Origin of the sequence: uncultured Sphingopyxis sp., assembly GCF_900078365.1 — a bacterium.
Taxonomy (GTDB): Bacteria; Pseudomonadota; Alphaproteobacteria; order Sphingomonadales; family Sphingomonadaceae; genus Sphingopyxis.
The window spans coordinates 3589051-3605626 of the sequence record NZ_LT598653.1 but is presented as its reverse complement, the minus strand read 5'-3'; the positions used below and the strand labels follow the sequence as shown (position 1 = coordinate 3605626).

Annotated in this window: 11 protein-coding genes; 6 read left to right on the top strand and 5 right to left on the bottom strand. The window is 67.5% G+C overall.

All coding sequences use genetic code 11. The features are described from left to right. Nucleotides 1-100 precede the first annotated feature (100 nt). From QZL87_RS16740 to QZL87_RS16730, 3 genes are all read right to left on the bottom strand, one after another. Nucleotides 101-5956: an MG2 domain-containing protein gene (locus QZL87_RS16740; protein WP_295321535.1), complete on the bottom strand. Its 5856-nt coding sequence runs from the start codon at nt 5954-5956 to the stop codon at nt 101-103. 241 nt (nt 5957-6197) lie between these two features. Beyond that, nucleotides 6198-6575 carry a histidine triad nucleotide-binding protein gene (locus QZL87_RS16735; RefSeq protein ID WP_295321534.1) on the bottom strand — a complete coding sequence of 126 codons (378 nt, stop codon included), beginning with the start codon at nt 6573-6575 and terminating at the stop codon, nt 6198-6200. 137 nt (nt 6576-6712) lie between these two features. Then, a complete protein-coding gene (locus QZL87_RS16730) occupies nt 6713-7045 on the bottom strand; it encodes a phosphoribosyl-ATP diphosphatase (protein WP_295321533.1) in 333 nt (110 codons plus the stop codon). Between the two features lie 165 nt (nt 7046-7210). On the opposite strand from QZL87_RS16730, the gene QZL87_RS16725 reads away from it, so the two are divergent. The 4 genes from QZL87_RS16725 (at nt 7211) to QZL87_RS16710 (ending at nt 12552) form a co-directional block, all read left to right on the top strand. After that, nucleotides 7211-10300, top strand: a complete 3090-nt coding sequence (locus tag QZL87_RS16725) for a TonB-dependent receptor (protein ID WP_295321532.1) — start codon at nt 7211-7213, stop codon at nt 10298-10300. A gap of 337 nt (nt 10301-10637) precedes the next feature. Next, the gene (gene ung, locus QZL87_RS16720) at nt 10638-11342 is read left to right on the top strand and encodes a uracil-DNA glycosylase (RefSeq protein WP_295321531.1); all 705 of its coding nucleotides are present in this window, start codon (nt 10638-10640) and stop codon (nt 11340-11342) included. After that, entirely contained in the window at nt 11339-12097 is a 759-nt protein-coding gene (locus QZL87_RS16715; RefSeq protein ID WP_295321530.1) for a sulfite exporter TauE/SafE family protein, read from the top strand. Before ung ends, QZL87_RS16715 begins: the two co-directional genes overlap by 4 nt. Continuing rightward, complete coding sequence (locus tag QZL87_RS16710; RefSeq protein WP_295321529.1) at nt 12094-12552, top strand: YaiI/YqxD family protein; 459 nt, start codon at nt 12094-12096, stop codon at nt 12550-12552. The genes QZL87_RS16715 and QZL87_RS16710 overlap by 4 nt, the downstream gene beginning before the upstream one ends. 146 nt (nt 12553-12698) lie before the next feature. Here QZL87_RS16710 and QZL87_RS16705 read toward each other — a convergent pair whose 3' ends face one another. Next, entirely contained in the window at nt 12699-13337 is a 639-nt protein-coding gene (locus QZL87_RS16705) for a glutathione S-transferase family protein (protein ID WP_295321528.1), read from the bottom strand. A 102-nt stretch (nt 13338-13439) separates the two neighbouring features. On the opposite strand from QZL87_RS16705, the gene QZL87_RS16700 reads away from it, so the two are divergent. Beyond that, nucleotides 13440-14201, top strand: coding sequence for a competence/damage-inducible protein A (locus tag QZL87_RS16700; RefSeq protein ID WP_295321527.1), 762 nt, complete (start codon nt 13440-13442; stop codon nt 14199-14201). Here QZL87_RS16700 and QZL87_RS16695 read toward each other — a convergent pair. Then, nucleotides 14174-15409, bottom strand: a complete 1236-nt coding sequence (locus QZL87_RS16695; protein ID WP_295321526.1) for an MFS transporter — start codon at nt 15407-15409, stop codon at nt 14174-14176. The two genes, QZL87_RS16700 and QZL87_RS16695, sit on opposite strands and share 28 nt — an antisense overlap. A gap of 72 nt (nt 15410-15481) precedes the next feature. On the opposite strand from QZL87_RS16695, the gene QZL87_RS16690 reads away from it, so the two are divergent. Continuing rightward, entirely contained in the window at nt 15482-16258 is a 777-nt protein-coding gene (locus tag QZL87_RS16690; RefSeq protein ID WP_295321525.1) for a transglutaminase family protein, read from the top strand. The last annotated feature ends 318 nt before the right edge of the window (nt 16259-16576 follow it).

The window sequence follows — 16576 nt, the reverse complement described above, 5'->3', positions numbered from 1 at the left end:
AGCCCCCACCCCGCTGCGACTAGCGGGCAAAGCCCGCAAGTCTCGCTGCCCCTCCCCTGAAGGGGAGGGGTTTGATTCTTGTCCTTCAAGGCTGGAACCTTCACGATCCCACGCTCGCCACCGTCAGCGGCGCATTCGGCCACTGGCCGCGGATCGCGGGCGAATACATCGCCTCGACGCGCGTCGGGGGCAGGGTGAAGCGGCCCGAGCCGTTGAGGCGCACGACATATTCGACCGTATGCGTGCCCGCGGGCATCCAGCCGAAATAGCCGCGCCATGCGTCCTTGCCGCGTTCGACATAGCTCGGCTGCGCGCCCGATCCGTTCGCCTGCGCGCCCAGCATTTCGGACTGGCCGCCGAGATTGCCGACGATCGTCGCGCCGGGGGCGATGGGATCGTTGATGACGACCCAGGTGCGTCCGGCGGCCGCGACGACCTCGATCCGCACCTTGATCACGTCACCGCGCGTCAGCCGGTCCTTGTTCGCCGCCTTGACGATGCTGACCGAGCGCTTGATCCGGTAGCCCGCGTTGAGCGGTTCCTTCAAGGGCACCGCGGCCTTGACGCTGACGGTCGCCCATGGCGCGCCGGTGCCTTGGTGGCTGAGGCTCATCGTGGCCGCGTTCAGCGCGACGCGGAGCGGCGAGACGGGTTCGGACGGCAGCGGCCAGCTTTGCGACGCGCTATCGCCCGCGAGGCCGATGTTGGTGACGCCGGTGATCGCGCTCGCCGGATAGAGGGCGGCGAAGCGGCGGACGGTGACCGCGCCCCAGGCGTTGGCGGGGGTGGTGTCCCAATGCCCCTTGCGCTGGCGCTGCGCGACGCCGACCATCAGCTTGCCCGCGTCATCCTCCCAGCCTTTGCGGCCGAGCACGGCTTCGAGCGCCTTGATCGCCATTTCGTCGCCGCTCGTCATCATCCACCACGGCGCTTTCGCATCGTCGACGAGGTCGAGGCGCGTGCCTTCATAGACGAGGCGCTTCCTGAGTTCGGCTTCGGCGGCGGTGCGCAGGCCAGCGGCGTTCCGCACGCCCGGCGTCTTTTCGAGCGCGACGAGCCAGTCGGCGAGCGTGCCCGTCGCCATGTCGGCGGGCGCGACGTCGATCGCGGCGACGAGGCTTGCGCTCGACGCCTTGTTGCGCGCGAGCGCCGCCAAGGCCGCGATGCGCACGGGGCGGATATCCCACGGACCATAGCCCTTGCGCGTGAGGCGCCCTTCGACGACCGCCTGCAGCGCCTTCGCCATCTTTTCTCTCGATGCCTCGGGGATCGCGAAGCCGTTGGCGGCGGTGACGCTCATCACATAGGCGGTGAGCTCGATCGACCCGGTCATGCGCTCGTTCGGCCAGTAGCGGAGCAGCCCGTCGTCATCGAGATAGGTCGGCATCGCGCCCGCGAGCGCCTGCCAGCGCCCGATGTCGCCCAATGCCACGGCGCGCGACGTCTGCTGTTCAAAGCAGGTGTAGGGATAGGCGCTCATATAGTCTCGCACCCCGGTCAATGGCGGTGCGAGCGTGCCCGCGAGCGCGACATCGACATAGCCGCCGGGAAGCGCGCCCGCGGGGATCGCGATCGGCAGCGTCGTATTGGGGCCGACGCGGAAAAGGCTCGCGGCCCAGGTCTCGATCGGCACCGCGGGTTCGATTGTCTGTTCAAAGACGAGGCGGTCGCGCGCCTTGCCGTCCTTTGACGCCGCCTCGACGGTCCATTCGATCGGGCCGGTCCGGTCGGGCGCGGTGATCGACCAGCTGATCGGCACCGCGCCGCCCGCCGGGATGGTAACGGTGAGCGGCGGCGCTGTCGCGACGGCGGGCGACAGCGCCGCCGTCGCCGTGACCTCCATCGCCTTGTCGGTGCCGTTGCGCAGCGTGAAGCGCGCGTCATAGGTGTCGCCGGTGCGCACCAGTTCGGGCATGCCGGCAAAGACGCCGAGATCCTGCACGGTGCGGACGGTCGTTTCGCCGGTGCCGAAATATTGCGATCCGTCGGTCGCGATCGCGACGAGGCGGAAGCCCGAGAGATTGTCGCTGAGCGGGACGTCGATGCTTGCGCGGCCCTTCGCATCGAGCGGAACATGGCCCTTCCACAAGAGGACGGGGCGGAAATCCTCGCGCGTCAGGCCCGACAAATCGCCGCCACCGCCGCCGCCGGGTTCGAGCGCCTTGCGGCCGTAATGGCGCTTGCCGACCACCTGCATCTGCGCGGTCGAGGTGAGCACGTCGAGCGTGCGTTCGCCCATCATCGCTGAGAGGATTTCCCAGCTTTCGTTGGGCGCGAGCTGGAGCAAGGCTTCGTCAACCGCGACGAAAGCTACGTCGGCATTTTTCGGCGCCTTGCCGCCCGGGGTCTTGACCTCGATGCCGACCTTCGCGGTTTCGCGGACCGCATATTTCTCCTTGTCGGCCTTGACCTTGACGCCGAGCTTATGGCCTTCCCAGCCGACCTTGATCCGCGCGATGCCCATGCGGTAGGCGGGTTTGGCGAGGTCGACCAGGGCGGTCGGCGGCGCGCCTTCGCTATTCTCGATCTTGAAGCCGGCCGCGCGCTTCAGCTTGCGGAACCAGCTTTCGCCGCCGGTGACGCGCCCGCGCACCGCCATCACCGAGACATAGACGTCGGGAGCATAGGTCGCGGGCAGCTTGACCTTGACGACGGGGTTGGTGCCCTTCAGCGGCACGACGAAGCTGGAGAGGACGCCCTCGCGCTCGACGGTGACGAGCGCGGTCGCTTCGCGGAAGGGCATGCGGACCTGGAATTTCGCGGTGTCGCCCGCGTCATAACGCGGCTGTTCGGCGATCACGTCCATGCGGTCGCCATTGTCGCCGCCGAACCACCAGTCGTCGTCGCCCGCGAGCCAGACCGAGCGCACCGCGCGCGCTTCGTTGCCGTCGGCATCCTGCGTGGTCGCGACGACAGTGACTTCGCCCGAAATACCGGGCGCCATCGCGCAGCTCGCGCGGCCGAGCTTGTCGGTCGTCGCCGTGCAGGCCGCATCGAGGCGCGTCGTGCGCATCTGATTGTCATAGGCGTAGAAACCGCCGATCAGGCGGCGCCGCGCCGTGATGATCTCGCGGTTGTAGAGCGCGACCGCGACGCGCTGGCCGCGGATCGGCTTGCCGTCGAGGTCGAGCGCGATGAAATTGAGGCGGAGGTCGTTGTCGCGCATCAGCCAGCCGTCGGTCTTGAGCCCGAGCCGGACCGCCGAGGGATAGAGAGTGATGCGGCGGCTCGAGGTCAGCGTCTCGCCATTCGCATCCTCATAATCCATTTCGGCGGACATCAGCGTCGGTTCGGTGATCGGCTGATCGACGGTGACGCTCGTCGTCGCGCTGCCGTTCGCGTCGAGGGTGAACGGGACCGAGCGCGCGAGCGGCAGCTCGGCCGATGGCGTATCGCCGCTGTCGTCGAGCTGGACAATGCCTTCCTTGACCGGCTGGCCGTCGAAATCCCAGTCGCGATAATCCTGCGGCGGCGACCAGCTCGACCGGAAATTGGTGCGGAGTTCGACCGGGATATTGGGCGCGGGGCCGCCCGAAAGATAACCGACGAAGAGGTTGAGCGGCACCGCGGCGGGGCGGACGAGCGTGCTTTTCGGGCCCGTGATCGTCGCCTTCATCGTCGGCAGGCGATATTCGTCGACGCGGACCGACTGGCCGGGCCAGATGCTCTTGTCCTCGCCCTTCTCGTCCTTGGTGACGAAGACGAGCTCATAATCGCCCATCGGCGCCGAGGCGGGGACGTTCCAGACGCTCTCGCCGCTGCCGCTCGCCGCGATGCTGAACGGCATCTCGAATTCGGTGTCGGAGCCGCGATGGACGAGGCGGAGCTTGCCCGCGAGCGGTTCGGGGGTGCGGAAGCCGAGCCCGGCCGGGCGGCGCAGGATATGCTTCATATGCACCGTCTCGCCCGCCTTGACGAGCGCGCGGTCGAAGACGGTGTGGAGGATGTCGGCGCGCTCCGACCAGCCATAGGGCAGGTCGAAGTCATAGGGGCGGATGCCGCGGCCCCAGTCGGTGAGGGTGAAGCTGAAATCGTCGCCCGAGCGCGCGCTGACCATCAGGGCATGGCCTTCGCTTTTCGCCATATCGGGATTTTCCTCGCAGCTCGACCAGGTTTCGGGTTCGGGCAGGCCGGAGGGGAAGGCGAGGCGGCCCGCCTTGTCGGCGGCGCCGCGCGCGAGCAGGCGGCCGGTGCAGCTGTCGGTGACGCGGATCTCGGCGCCCGAAACAGGCAGACCGGTGTCGAGCGCGGTCACCCAGGCGAGCGAGCTTTCGCGGCCCCATTTGAAATGCACCGCCATATTGGTGACGAGCGCGGCGGTCGCGACATAGCGCGTCGCCTTGCGTCCGAGCAGCGCGGCGCCCAGCTCGGGACTCGCGATCTCGACGACGTGGAAGCCCTTTTCGGCGAGCGGAATGCCGACGACCTCGAACGCCTTGCCGCCGCCCGGCGGGGTCAGTTGCAGGTCGCGGCGTTCGCCGCCCGCCGGGGCGCCGACGAACACCGACTTGGTGCCGGTGTAGTTGACGGTGACGTCCTTGCCGGCGGCGTTTTTTTCCTCGCGATAGTCGCTGTCGTCGGCGTCGTCGACGCGGCGGAGCCAGCGCGCGATCGCGGCATCGTCGTCGCCGACGCGGAGCGCGGCCACGGGCATTTTGAGGTTCGACTGGACGAGGCTCGCTTCGACCCCGCGCACGGTGACGGGCAGCACGCCGCCTTCCCCCGCTTCGAGGATGCCGAATTCGGCGGCGAATTTGACCAAAGGCGGGGCGCGGTCGATGTGGAATTTCAGCGGAAAGTTCGTCTGATTCTGCAGCTTGCGGCCGCTCTGGTCGGTGACGTTGGCAGGGAGACGAAGCGTCGCGTCGACATTCTGCGGCAGCGGCCCGGCGAAGCGCACGGTCGTGAGCCAGGGGTCATTGCGGTCGTCGTCGTCGATCTTGGGTGTCAGGCGCTTGCCGTCGGCGGTTTCGAGCGTCGCGGCGAGGATCGTCTCGCGCGATACCGGCGATGCGAAGCTCAGCACGACGTCCTTGATCGGGTTGCAGCCCGCCTGCGGATTGACGCGGCTGCACGCCATTTTGGCGGTGAAGGCGGGGCGCACGTCATAATCGAAACGCTGGTCGCGGCCCGCGGTGCGGCGGGGCACCCCGGCTTGCGAAATGCGCGCGTCCCAGACGAGCGCCATCTCGCGCCCCGGGGGCAGCGGACGGCGGCATTTAAGCGCGACGATGCGGTCGAGCGCGGCCTCGCGGTCGGCGCCCGCGGCGGGGAAACGCTGCGGCAGCCCGGCGTCGTAAGTGAAGGACTGGCGCGACCAGCTATTGTCGCCGAGCCCGGTCAATATCTCGGTCGCGGTTTCGCGCGGCAGCACGTCGAGCGGAATCTTCTCGCCGATGCCGTCGACCGCGCAATAGCCGTAGCGGCCGACCGAAGCGCGGTCGGCGGCGACATTGGTCGCGACGAGGAAAATCTGCTCCTCCTCGATCCCGCCGCCCCCATTTCCATAGCTGCCGCCGACGAGCACCGCGCGCGCCGAGGGACCGCCGGTGTCGAGCGCGAAGCGGCTGTTGCCCGCGACCGCGACGCCGCGCGCGGTGGTGAGCCCGTCGCGCAGCTCGACGTGGCAGGCGAGCCCGCCGGGAAGCGGTTTATCGAATTCGAGCACCCAGGTGCGCGTGTCGACCCAGCGGGACGACGATGGAAGCTTGCAGTCGTTGGTGGCGGGCGCGGGGGCGCGCGGGTCGCCGAGCGGGACCATGTCTTCGGAGAAACGCAGCGTGAAGCGCGTGATCGTGCCGTCGCCAGTGCCCGAGCTGCCCGGTGTCGCGAGCGTGACCTGCGGCACCGTGTCGGCGGTGGCGGTCGCGGCCATCGCGAGGGTGAGCGGCAGGATCAGCGCCAGTTTCGCCTTGCCGGCCAGCCATGCCCCCAGCGCGCGCCATGCCTTGCCCATCGCTTCGTCTCCCCGTTCTGCCCGGACGCCTATCCTGCTGGAAACAGGGAACAGAGTCCACCCGTCGCCGCGCATCGCGCACGGTTAATCGCGGGCTGCGGAAATGCTGTGAGCGGGGTCACAGACAAGCAGAGCGTCGCCCCCGCGAAGGCGGGGGCCGCTGTCGGTTTACACAACGCTGCCGGGCAAGACCTCCCGCGGCCCCCGCCCTCGCGGGGGGCGACGATCATCTTTCGCGGCCTTATCGCGCCAGCATCGGGCCGAGGGGTTGCCCGGCGAAGATATGGACGTGGAGGTGCGGGATTTCCTGGTGGCTGTCGAGGCCGGTGTTCGCCAGCAGGCGGTAGCCGGGGACGACGAGCCCCTGATCGCGCGCGACCTTGCCGACGGCGCGGACGAAGCCCGCGATTTCGGCGTCGCTGCCGCGCTCCGAAAAATCGTCCCAGCTGACATAGGCGCCCTTGGGGATCACGAGGATATGCAGCGGCGCCTGCGGGTTGATGTCGTGGAAGGCGAGGGCATATTCGTCCTCGTAGACCGTCTTCGACGGCAGCTCGCCGCGCAGGATGCGCGCGAAGATGTTGCTGTCGTCATAGGGAAGCGTCGCGTCGATTGGCATGGGAGAATTCCTTTATCCTCTATGTCATCCCGGCGAAGGCCGGGAACCCGCCGGTGGGTTTTGGCGACAGGGTGAGATCCCGGCCTTCGCCGGGATGACGGATTGAGTGGGTGATCGGTCCCGCATTGTCGAGAGACCTATTGCTGGCGGCTGGCTTTTTCGGCGTGGCCCGAGGTGCCGTGGCGGCGGTCGAGTTCGGCGGCGATCATGTCCCACGACAGGCCGCGCTCGGCGAGCAGGATCGAGAGGTGAAAGATAAGGTCGCTCGCCTCGCCGATCAGTTCGGGATCGTCTTCGCCGACAGCGGCGATGACGGCCTCGACGGCTTCCTCGCCCAGTTTCTGCGCGATCTTGCCGCGGCCCTTGGCGGCGAGGCTCGCCACATAAGAGGCTTCGGCCTCGCCTGCCGCGAGCCGGTCGTGGATGACCGCCTGCAGCCGCCCCAGCGTTTCGCCCATCGCCTTGCTCATCGCCCGTTCCTTTCGGATGCGTGCCTAGCCGCGCCGCGCGGCCGCGACAAGCGTGGCGGCCACCCGAAAACTTACCGCCATGTAAACCATATCGAAACGCCTTTTGGCGTATTTCCGGCGCGCCGGGGGGCGAGATCAACTTCTGTTCGAACAAGGATAATGAAAATGGGCACCCGCTCCCCGGTGTTTCTGACCCCGGTGTTTCTGGCCGTAACGGCTTCGGCGATCGCGCTGTCGGCAAGCCCGGCTATGGCGCAGGACGAAGGCGAGGCGATCATCGTTACCGGCTCGCGCATCGCCAAGAGCGAGTTCACCAGCGCCGACCCGATTCAGGTGATCGACCCCGAGACGGCGAAGCTGCAGGGGCAGGTCCAGCTTGCCGATATGCTGCAGTCGGCGCCGGTGGCACAAGGATCGATCCAGATCACCTCGGCGATCTCGAACCGCTTCATCGCGAACGGCGGCAATGATGTGCAGACACTGTCGCTGCGCGGCCTCGGTGCCGAGCGCACGCTCGTGCTGATCAACGGCCGCCGCGCGGGCCCCGCGGGTATCCGCGGTTCGGTCGCGCCCTTCGACCTCAATGTGCTGCCGCTGTCGGTGGTGCGGCAGGTCGAGATTTTGAAGACCGGCGCTTCATCGATCTATGGTTCCGATGCCGTGGCAGGCGTGGTCAACATATTGACCCGCGACGATCTCGACGGCTTCGAAGCGGGCGGCTTCTCGTCGATCACCGAACATGGCGGCGGCGAAAGCTATGGCGCCGATGCGAGCTTCGGCAAGACATTCGAACGCGGGCATTTTTTCGCGACGGTCGATATTTTCCGCCAGCAGAATCTGACGCGCCGCGACCGCGGCTTCCTCTTCTGCTCCGAAGAATATCTGAAGCGCGAGGCCGATGGCAGCCGCGCCGACATCGTCGATTTCCGGACCGGGCGCCCGGCGTGCAGCAGCACGCAGGCGAATATGATCGTGTTCAGCGATTTTTCGGGGGTCGACGAAAATGGTTTCCCGACTTTCGGTCCCGGGCTGATCGCGCCGAACGGGCAGGCGATCTTCGCGGGCCAATATGGCGCCGAGTTCGCGGGCGTCGGCATTCCGATCAATAGCTATAATCCGATCGGCGTGTTCGGCCCCGCCGATTTTTTCGGGGTCAATTTCGATGGCCCATCGACCGGCGCGCTCAACCAGTTCGAGCCGGCCGAGCAGGATTCGGACGTTTTCTCGGGCGTGCGCCGGGTCAGCGCCTTCGCGGAGGGCGCCTATGACGTCTCCGACGGCATCACCGCCTATGGCGAGTTTCTGTTCAGCAACCGCAAGTCGCACAACGATGGCGTCCAGCGGATCGAGCTTCAGCAGTTCACCGGCGCGTCGATGCTGCCTTTCTTCCTCTGCGACCCGACGGCATATAATTGCGATCCGGGTGACATGGGCGATCCGCTCAACGCCGAGTTCGGCGGCAATCTGATCCTGCGCCCGCGCGTGCTGGTGAAGTCGGAAAGCCGGGCCGACGTCGATTATTATCGCGGCGTGCTGGGCCTGCGCGGCGATTTCGGGGCGGGATGGAAATGGGACGTCCACGGCCAGCACAGCCGGTCGGATGCGAGCTATACGCAGGACGTCATCTATCAGGACGCGCTCGCGTCGCAGACCTTGCGCACGCGCTCGTGCGCGGGGACGGTGACCGCAATCCGCGGCGTCGAGTGCATCGACATCGACTTCACCGACCCGCGCGTGCTGCGCGGCGATTTCACGCCGGAGGAGCGCGCCTTCCTGACGGGCCGCGAGACGGGGCGGACCTTGTTCAAGCAGAGCTCGGCCGAGGCGCTGGTGACGGGCAAGCTTCTGACGCTTCCGGCCGGGCCCGTCGGCGTCGCGGTCGGCGCGAATATCCGCCGCGACGAGATCGACGACATGCCGGGCGAAGCGACGCGCGCGGGCAATGTCGCCAATTTCACGACCTCGGGTGTCACCGCGGGGCGCACCGTGTCGAAAGAGGTCTTCGGCGAGGTGGAAGTGCCTTTGCTCGCAGGCGTGCCGATGATCGAACGGCTGACGCTGTTGGGCGCGGCGCGCTACACCCATGTCGAGGCGACGGCGCGCGGCGGTGCGCAGGACAGTTTCAGCGATACGACGTGGAAGGTCGGCGCCGACTGGGCGGTGACCGACTGGCTGCGTTTCCGCGGCACCTGGGGCACTTCGTTCCGCGCGCCCGCGCTGTTCGAACTCTTTCTTCAGGACCAGACGGGCTTCCTCGGCCAGTCCGACATCGATCCGTGCATCCAGAGTGCGGCGCGGCTCGCGGCGGGCGCGATCAGCCAGCGCATCTTCGACAATTGCGCCGCCGCCGGCATCGCGCCCGACTATGCCGGCGGCATCGCCCCGGCGACGATCACCTCGGGCGGCGGGCTCGGCCGGCTCAAGCCCGAAACCTCGACCGCGAAGACGGTGTCGGTCATCCTGACTCCCGACCTTTCGGGGGCGCTGTGGGGCGGGCTCAGGACGCGGCTCGCGGTCGATTATTTCGACATCGAGGTGAAGGACGAGATCGCGCTGCTCGGCGCGGGCAACATCCTCACCGGCTGCTATGATTCGGAAAATTTCGCCAGCGAAGCCTTCTGCGGCCTGTTCATGCGGACGGCCGCGGGCCCCGACGCGCAGAGCGTCGCGGCGGTGACCGATCGCTATGTCAACATCAGTCGCCAGCGTAATCGCGGCGTCGACCTATCGCTCGCGGTCGACCAGGACCTCGGCAATCTGGGGTCGCTGGCGTTCCGCGCGCAGATGACGTGGCAGGTCGAGGACAAGGTCGAGCTGTTCCCCGGCACCGAGATCGACGACAATGGCAAGATCGGCAATCCGAAATGGGTCGGCGATTTCAACCTCGGCTGGACCAAGGACAAGTGGACGCTCTTCTATGGGCTCGACGTCACCGGTGCGGCTTCGAACGAGGAGGATCTGCTCCGTGCGCAGGGCGGCGATGCCTGCCGCAGCTCGAGTTTCCGGCCCGGCGGGCGCTTCTGCCCCGATGTCAGCGTGCCCGCGACCTTCACTCACTCGCTGTCGCTGAGCCGCGACATCGCCGATCGCTTCCGCATCACGCTGGGCGTCGCCAACCTGTTCGACACCCCGCCGCCGCGCGTCTCGACCGTCGTCACCGCGACGCCGCCGGTCATCGGGCAGGCGCCGGCGTTCGGGACGCAATATGATTATCTCGGCCGGCGCTTCTTTCTGGGCGTGCGGGGGAGGATTTAGGGTTTGGCGGCTTTGGGGTGGTGAGCGGACGTTGCCTATCTTCGTCATTCCCGCGAAAGCGGGAACCCAGTGCGGGATCAGCCTACGCGCGCTCTGGGTCCCCGCTTTCGCGGGGATGACGATGTAAGAGGCTGCAACCGGTCGGTTTCAGCCCCTCGTCATCCCGGACTTGACCCGGGATCCCGCTTTTTGGGCATCGACCGGTCTTCGGCATCAAGCGGGACCCCGGATCAAGTCCGGGGTGACGAATAAAGAGACGGCAGCTTCCGGTCGTTTGCTGCCATTTCCAGGGCGACGGCACTGGACAAGGCCGCGCCGCTCTGGTGAAGCGATGGGCATGGCCGAGGTCAAACTGCATCCCGACTGGCTCGCCCGCATCGGCGGCGAGTTCGAGCAGCCCTATATGGCGGCGCTCAAGCAATATCTTGCGGATGAGCGCGCGAAGGGCAAGGCGATCTTTCCGCGGCCGCGCGACTGGTTCGCGGCGCTCGATGCGACGCCGCCGCAGGAAGTCCGCGTGGTGATATTGGGGCAGGACCCCTATCACGGGCCGGGGCAGGCGCACGGGCTTTGCTTCTCGGTGCAGCCGGGCGTGCGGACGCCGCCGAGCCTCGTCAACATCTACAAGGAAATGCAGGCCGACCTCGGCATTCCGCCCGCGCGCCACGGCTATCTCAAGCATTGGGCGGAGCAGGGCGTGCTGCTGCTCAACAATTGCCTGACGGTCGAAAGCGGCATGGCCGCGTCGCATCAGGGCAAGGGGTGGGAGCGTTTCACCGACGCCGCGGTCGCCGCGGTCGCCGCCGATCCGGCGCCCAAGGTCTTCATCCTGTGGGGCAGCCATGCGCAGAAGAAGGCGGCGAACGTGCCGGGGCTGGGGCCCGATGGCCCGCACCTGATCCTGCGCGCGCCGCACCCCTCGCCGCTGTCGGCGCACAATGGCTTTTTCGGGTCGCGGCCGTTCAGCCAGGCGAACGCCTTTCTGGAAGCGAAGGGGCGCGGCGCGATCGACTGGCGCTTGCCGGAGAAGCCCGAAGCGTGAGCATATTGGCCGATCCGGCGACGCTGGCGATCCTGGTCGTCGCGGTCGTGCTGCTCGGCATGGCGAAGGGCGGGCTCGCCGGGGTCGGTGCGCTCGCGACGCCGCTCGCCGCCCTTATGCTGCCGCCGGCGACCGCGGCGGCGCTGCTGCTGCCGGTGCTGATCGTGCAGGACGTGATCAGCGTCTGGTCGTTCCGCAAGACGTGGGACGGCTGGATCATCGGCTGGATGCTGCCCGGCGCGGCGCTCGGCGTCCTCGCGGGGTGGTATTATGCCGAACGGGTGAACGAGGCGCAGCTGATGGCGGCACTGGGCGCGATCACGCTCGCCTTCGGGCTTTATCGCCTGTGGGTCGAGCGCGGCGGGCGGATCGTCGCCGCGTCGCAGTCGCCGGGCTGGGTCGGCAGCCTGTTCGGTTTCGCGACCGGGCTGACGAGCCAGATCGCGCACGCCGGCGGCCCGCCGTTCCAGATGTGGGTGACGCCGCGCCGCCTGCCGCATCTCGTCTTCATCGGGACGAGTTCGGTGCTCTTCGCGCTGATTAACTGGATGAAGGTGCCCGCCTATCTCGCGCTCGGGGCCTTTCCGCACGAGGTCGTCGTCGCGGCGTTGCTCTTGATGCCGCTCGCGATCGTGTCGACGCTGCTGACGGTGCGCTGGATGAAGCGGATGAATCCCGAACGCTTCTATGTGCTCATCTATGTGCTGATGGTGTTGCTCGGCGCCAAGCTGCTCTGGGACGGACTCGCGGGATGAGCGCGCCGGTGATCCTCGTCGATGCCGACGCCTGCCCGGTGAAGGACGAAATCTATCGCGTCGCGTGGCGGCACGAGGTGCCGGTGAAGGTCGTGAGCAACAGCCGGCTGCGCGTGCCCGAGCATGTGCTGATCGAGCGCGTGGTCGTCTCGGACGGCTTCGACGCCGCCGACGATTGGATCGCCGAAGCGGCCGATGCGAAGAGCATCGTCGTCACGGCCGACATATTGCTCGCCGACCGCGCATTGAAAGCAGGCGCGACGGTGCTCGCGCCCAATGGCAAGCCCTTCACGGCGGCATCGATCGGCCCCGCGATCGCGACGCGCGCGATCATGGCCGACCTGCGCGCGGGCATGGACGGACGGGTCGGCGGACCGCCGCCTTTCTCGAAGGCCGACCGGTCGCAGTTCCTGCAGGCGCTCGATACAGCGCTGGTGCGGTTGAAGCGGGGGTAGGACTGTCCCGTCCAAAATGACGCATCCTTAGCCCCTTCAGGGGAGGGGGTGGGGGCCATCGGCCTTGCGCAAGGTTTCGAGCCCCCACCCCAACCCCTCCCCTGAAGGGGAGGGGCTTGATTCCATTTGCAGCCGACTCCGGATATTCATCCCGCCGTGCCCGCCGCCTGCATTTCGGCGATCAGGCCGTTGTCGATCTCCTTCGCGCGCTGGTAGGCCGAACGTTCGCGAAGGGGCTCCACATAGGCCTCGAACGCCGGGCGCGGGGCGATGGTGCCGAATTGCAGCCCCCAGTCGATCTGGCTGCCGACATAGACGTCGGCGGCGCTGAAGCGGTCGCCCGCGACGAAGGCCTTGCCCGCAACCGCGCTTTCGAGCGTGTCGAGCGCCGCGGCGAGCGAGCCGAAGCCGGCCATGCGCTGCTGGTCGGCGTCGGGCTCGATCCCGAAATGCTTGGCGGTGATCGCCTGTTCGACGGGGCCCGCGGTGAAGAAGAGCCAGCGATAATAATCGGCGCGGTCAGCCGGGTCGGGAGCGAGCCCGGCTTCGGGAAAGGCGTCGGCGAGATAGGCGCAGATCGCGGCGCATTCGGTGACGGTCTTGCCATTGTGGACGATCGCCGGAACCTTGCCCATCGGGTTTACCTTCAGATAGGCGGCATCCTTCATTGTCGTGCCATAATCGAGGATGCGCGGTTCATAAGGCGCGCCGACCTCTTCGAGCATCCAGCGCGCGATCTGTCCGCGCGACATGGGGTTGGTATAGAAAATCAGGTCGTCGGCCATCGCGCTTCTCCCATGGGTTTCGATTCGCATTAGAACATACCAGGAACATTATCGGGCTGCCAGTGGGCTTGTTTTGTCACCGTTCGCGGCTAAGGCAAGGGGATGAGCGACGAACGCATCTGGACCGCCGCCGTGCTGGTGATCGGCGACGAGATTCTCTCGGGCCGCACGCAGGACAAGAATGTGTCGCAGATCGCGACCTGGCTCGACGTGCAGGGGATTCGCCTCCGCGAAGTGCGCATCGTCCCCGATGTCGAGGATGAGATCGTCGATGCGCTGAACGCGATTCGCGCGCGCTACGACTATGTCTTCACCACCGGCGGCATCGGCCCGACGCACGACGACATCACCGTCGACGCGGTGGCGAAGGCGCTCGGCGTCGGCGTCATCGTCCATCCAGAGGCGCGCGCGATCCTCGAACGCTATTATACGGCGCGCGGCGGCGAGCTGACCGAGGCGCGGCTGCGCATGGCGCGCACCCCCGACGGCGCCGAGCTGATCCCCAACCGCATGTCGGGGGCGCCCGGCATCCGCATCGGCAATCTCTTCGTGATGGCCGGGGTGCCGCACATCACCGCGGGCATGCTCGACGCGCTGACCGGCGAGCTCGAAGGCGGCAAGCCGCTCGTCGCGCATACGATCGGCGCCTGGGCGCCCGAAAGCGAGATCGCCGACCTGCTCCGCCTCGGCGAAAAGGAGCATCCGGGGGTCGCGATCGGCAGCTATCCCTTCTTTCGCGATGGCAAGGTCGGGGCGAATTTCGTCATTCGCTCGACCGATGGTGAGCAGGTCGCAGCGTGCGTGGCGATGCTGGTCGCGGGCTTCGAGGCGCTCGGCTATGCGGTGACCGACGGCGGCATCTGATCGGCGGGCTGCGCGCGCGGCAGGCGGCGGAGCATGGCGATCGCGAGCAGGCCGAAGATCGCCGCGACGATGAAGGCGGCACCGGGGAAATGCACCGGGGCCTTGTCGGCGGTGAACCAGGCCATCGTGCCCGTCAGCAGCAGCGGCGCGACGAGCTGGCCCAGCCCCATCGCCATCGCCGAAATCCCCTGCACCTCGCCCTGCGTTTCGGGCGTCGCGCGGCGCGACATCATCGCCATCAGCGACGGCTGTACAGGCGCCTGCAGCGCGACGGGGATCAGGAGCAGGAAAGCGCCGATCGTCGAGGTGGTGAAGGCATAGCCGACATAGACGAGGGTCGCGACGAGGATGCCGAGCGTCGCCGCATCGCGCTCGCCGAAGCGCGCGACCGCGGGACCGACGACGAACACCTGCCCGAGCGCGATCATCACCCCGACCGCGGCGAGGCTCGCGCCGATCATGCCGGGGGTCCAGCCGAGCTGCGCGATGCAGTAAAAGCTCCACGTCATCGGATAGACGAGGCTCGCGATCTGCCACAGCACGAGCACCGCCGCGACGCCGTCCATGCCGGGCAGCGCGCGCATCGTCTGCCACGCGCCGAGCGGATTGGCGCGGCGCCAGTCGAAGGCGCGGCGGCGTTCGGGCGGCAGCGTTTCGGGAAAGATGAACAGGCCGTAGAGCATGTTCGCGGCGGCGAGGATCGCCGCGGCGACGAAGGGCGCGCGCGGGCTCATCTCGCCGAGGAAGCCGCCGATCGCCGGCCCGGCGACGAAGCCGATCCCGAAGGCGGCTCCGACGAAGCCGAAGTTGCGCGCGCGCTCCTCCGGCGCGGTGATGTCGGCGATCGCCGCCTGCGCCGCGGCATAGCTGCCGCCGAAGATGCCCGACAGCGCGCGCGCGACGAACAGCCAGGGCAGCGTCTCGACGATCGTCAGCAGCGCATAGTCGGTCGCGAGCCCGCCCAATGCGAGCAGCAGCACGCGCCGCCGCCCGAACCGGTCGGAGAGGTTGCCGAGGACAGGCGAGGCGAGGAAGGTCGCGACCGCCATGACGAGGCCAATCCACGCGCCGACCTCGATCGCGTGGGGCAGGTCGATCTCGCCGACCTCCATCACCAGCTGCGGCAGCACCGGCATGATGATGCCGAAGCCGATCGCGTCCATGAAGATCGTCGCGACGATGAACGGGATGATCCGCGCCGGCGTCACTTGTTCTTTTCCTTTGTCCCGGCCTTCGTCCTATTAAGCGCCACCGAACCCTCCTTCATGCGTTGCCGATAGATGAAACTCGAAATCTCCGCCTCCCTAAATTATCGCCTGCCCGAACCCGTCGACCTGATGCTCCAGGTCGAGGCGGCGAACGGCGGCGGCCAGCGGGTGCAGCGTGCCTCGCTCGACCTCGGCGCCCCCGAATATATGGCGCGCGTCCCCGCCGCCGCCGGGGTCTGCGAGCCGGTCTGGCTGCGCGCGGAGGGCGCGCTCAGGGCCGAATATCGCGCGACCGTCGCGGTCGAGCGCCCCCACGCCGATCTCGCCGCGCTCGCCGAAATGCCGCTGCACCGCCTGCCCGCCGAAGCCATCCCCTATCTCAACGAATCGCGCTATTGCCCGTCGAACAAGTTCCACGCCTTCGTCGAGCGCCGTTTCGGCGAGTTCGAAGGCGGCGCGAAGATCGCGCGGATGCGCGACTGGATCGAGAGCCGCTTCACCTATGTCGCGGGCACCAGCGACGTCGATACCGGGGCGCTCGACAGCTTCGTCGAGCGGCGCGGCGTGTGCCGCGACTATGCGCATGTGATGATCGCGCTCGCCCGCGCGGCGCACATCCCGGCGCGCATGGCGAGCGTCTATGCGCTCGGCGTGGAACCCATGGATTTCCACGCGGTCGCCGAAGTCTATCTCGCGGGTGACTGGCGCATGGTCGACGCGACGGGGATGACCCGGCCCGATGAATGCGCGCGCATCTGCGCCGGCCGCGACGCCGCCGACATTGCTTTCCTGACCGCCTATCGCGAGATCCAGCTGGTCGAGCAGAAGGTGACGGTGGAAAGAGCTTAGGGCGGTCCGGCGTGGCAAAGCCACGCCGTCGATCCTCGCTGCGCGAGGTCGGCCGAGCTTTGGCTGATCGCGATTTCGCTCCGCTAAATCGCTGTGAAAGCTGGAGGTGAAGGGAATCCAAGGTGATTGCTAGGCATTGGATTTATTGGAATTTCTTCGACCAGCCGTGCCGCACTGCCCCCAATCTGGCCCCCATCAGTCGCCGTGGGTAGGGTTCGGTTCCCGTAGAGGGAAGGCTGCAAATCGACTTTTGGGCGAGTTTCGCGCGACGAGTCGATGGACCGCCTTTACCATTGTGATCGCGACATGACCATGCCC